2 protein-coding genes and 1 pseudogene are annotated in these 1,945 nt (G+C 76.5%); 2 read left to right on the top strand and 1 reads right to left on the bottom strand.

Features of this window, described 5'->3' with window-relative positions; translation table 11 throughout:
• Positions 1-558 (top strand): annotated as a pseudogene (locus ND748_RS30865) (class I SAM-dependent methyltransferase); the annotation flags it as partial.
• Here the strand turns inward: ND748_RS30865 and ND748_RS30870 are convergent.
• Positions 524-1,048, bottom strand: coding sequence for an O-acetyl-ADP-ribose deacetylase (locus ND748_RS30870; protein WP_251749833.1), 525 nt, complete (start codon positions 1,046-1,048; stop codon positions 524-526). The pseudogene ND748_RS30865 and the gene ND748_RS30870 sit on opposite strands and share 35 nt — an antisense overlap.
• A gap of 330 nt (positions 1,049-1,378) precedes the next feature.
• Here ND748_RS30870 and ND748_RS30875 point away from each other — a divergent pair, with 330 nt between their 5' ends.
• Positions 1,379-1,879, top strand: a complete 501-nt coding sequence (locus tag ND748_RS30875; RefSeq protein WP_251749835.1) for a DUF1269 domain-containing protein — start codon at positions 1,379-1,381, stop codon at positions 1,877-1,879.
• Positions 1,880-1,945: the final 66 nt, after the last annotated feature.

Here is a 1,945-nt window from a genome sequence, read left to right on the forward strand (position 1 = left end):
GGCCTGACCTTCGCCCGCGGCGGGTTCGAACTGCCGCCCGCGGCGACGCGTCCCGTCGTGGTCCGTGCCCTGAACGTGCTACGCCAGTATCCCGAACCGGCCGTCGCCGGCGCCTGGGCGACGATGACGGCGCGGCTGGCCCCCGGCGGCCTGCTCGTCGAGGGGACCTGCGACGAGATCGGCCGGCGGGCCTGCTGGTTCTGCCTGCCGGCCCCGGGAGGGGCGCCCGGCTGGCTCGCCGCCGGGCGGGTCGCCGCCCGGCCGACCCTGACGTTCTCGGCCCACCTGCCGAGCCTCGGTCGCCCCTCCGAGCTCGCCGAGCGGCTGCCCAAGGCCCTGATCGAGCACAACGTGCCCGGTCACGACGTCCACCGCCTGCTCGCGGCGCTCGATCGGGCCTGGGAACGGGCCGCGCCACGGGCGGTGTTCTCGCCGCGGCAGCGCTGGATCGCCGCGGCGGGTGAGCTGCGGGCGCGGGGCTGGCCGGTCCGCGGGGACGCCCGGCGCTGGCGGCTGGGCGAGCTCACCGTCGACTGGCCGCCGCCAGTGCCGCACTGAACGCGCGGTAGGCCCGATCGTCGAACAGCACGAAGCGCGCCAGCGTGACCCGGGTGTCCGCCGCGAGGACGGCGGTCATCGCCAGGCGGGCGGCATCGTCCAACGGCCAGCCGTACACCCCGGCGCTGACGGCGGGGAAGGCGACACTGGCCGCGCCGAGCTCGTCGGCGACCGCCAGCGCCCGCGTGTAGGCGGACCGCAGCAGCGCCGAGCGGTCCTCGGCCGGGTCGTACACCGGGCCGACGACGTGGATGACGTGCCGGGCGGCCAGCCGGCCCGCCGGCGTCGCCACCGCCTCACCGGTCGGCAGCCCCCGCGGAAGGGAGGTCGCGCGCAGCCGCTCACAGGCGGCCCGGATCTCCGGCCCGCCGGCGGCGTGGATCGCGCCGTCGACGCCCCCACCGCCGTGCAGTCCGCTGTTGGCGGCGTTGACGATCGCGTCGGCCTCGACGAGCGTGATGTCGCCCTGCTGCAGGGTCACGTGCACCATGCCGCCGAGTCTCCCCGACGGCGCAGCCGGTGTGCCCGTCCTCGGCGAGACCGTACCGGTAGCCGCCTGGCGCGACGGCGTGCCCTCCCGCCCGGTGCCCCGCAGCCCGGTGCCCTCTCGTCGGGTGCCCTCCTGGGCACCCGCCCGGGCGGAGGGAGTGCCATGGGAGCACCGCCGGACCCGCCCGATGAGGGGATCGGCGGGGCCCGCACGGAGTGGCGCATTTGCGGGTGGACGGGGACTGCGATCCGATGGAAAATGTACGGCCCCGCTGCGGGGCCGGGGCTCAGGGCAGGAGAGGAAGCCGGAAGGCTGGAAGGGACGGCGGCGATGGCGGAGCAGCTCGTGGTTCTCGGGTTCGACAGCGTGGAGCAGGCGCGGCAGGCCTGGTCACTCGGCCGTCGACTGCGCCGGGACAAACGGCTCGACCTGGCCGACGGCACGCTGGTCTGGCGAGATAAGCGCGGCCACATCACGATCCGCCGCGGGGCCAACCCGGCCCGGACCGCCGCACTCGGCGGAGCCCTGTGCGGAGGGGTGATCGGTACGGTGTTCTTTGCCCCGTTCGTCGGCCTTGGCATCGGGGCGGGCGCCGGGGCGCTCGCCAGCCGGCTCAGCGGGCCGGGCGTTGACGCCGATCTGGTCCGGCGCATCGCCGGGCACCTACAGCCGGGACGGGCCGCCATTTTCGCCCTGGTGCGCGGTTCGGCGGCCGACGAGGTCGTCGACGCGCTGCGCCCCCATCACCCGGTCGTCATCATGACGACCCTGCCTCCGGAGCGGGAACGCCGGCTGGCTCGGGCCCTGGGTCGCCGGCCCGCGCCTGCGTGACAGCCCTGGCGGCCGGGGTCCGCCTGTCCGACGGCCCCCGCGGCCTGGCCCGCCTGTCTGATGGTC

The sequence above is a fragment of the Frankia sp. AiPs1 genome, assembly GCF_023716945.1.
In the GTDB taxonomy this organism is placed as follows: Bacteria; Actinomycetota; Actinomycetes; order Frankiales; family Frankiaceae; genus Frankia.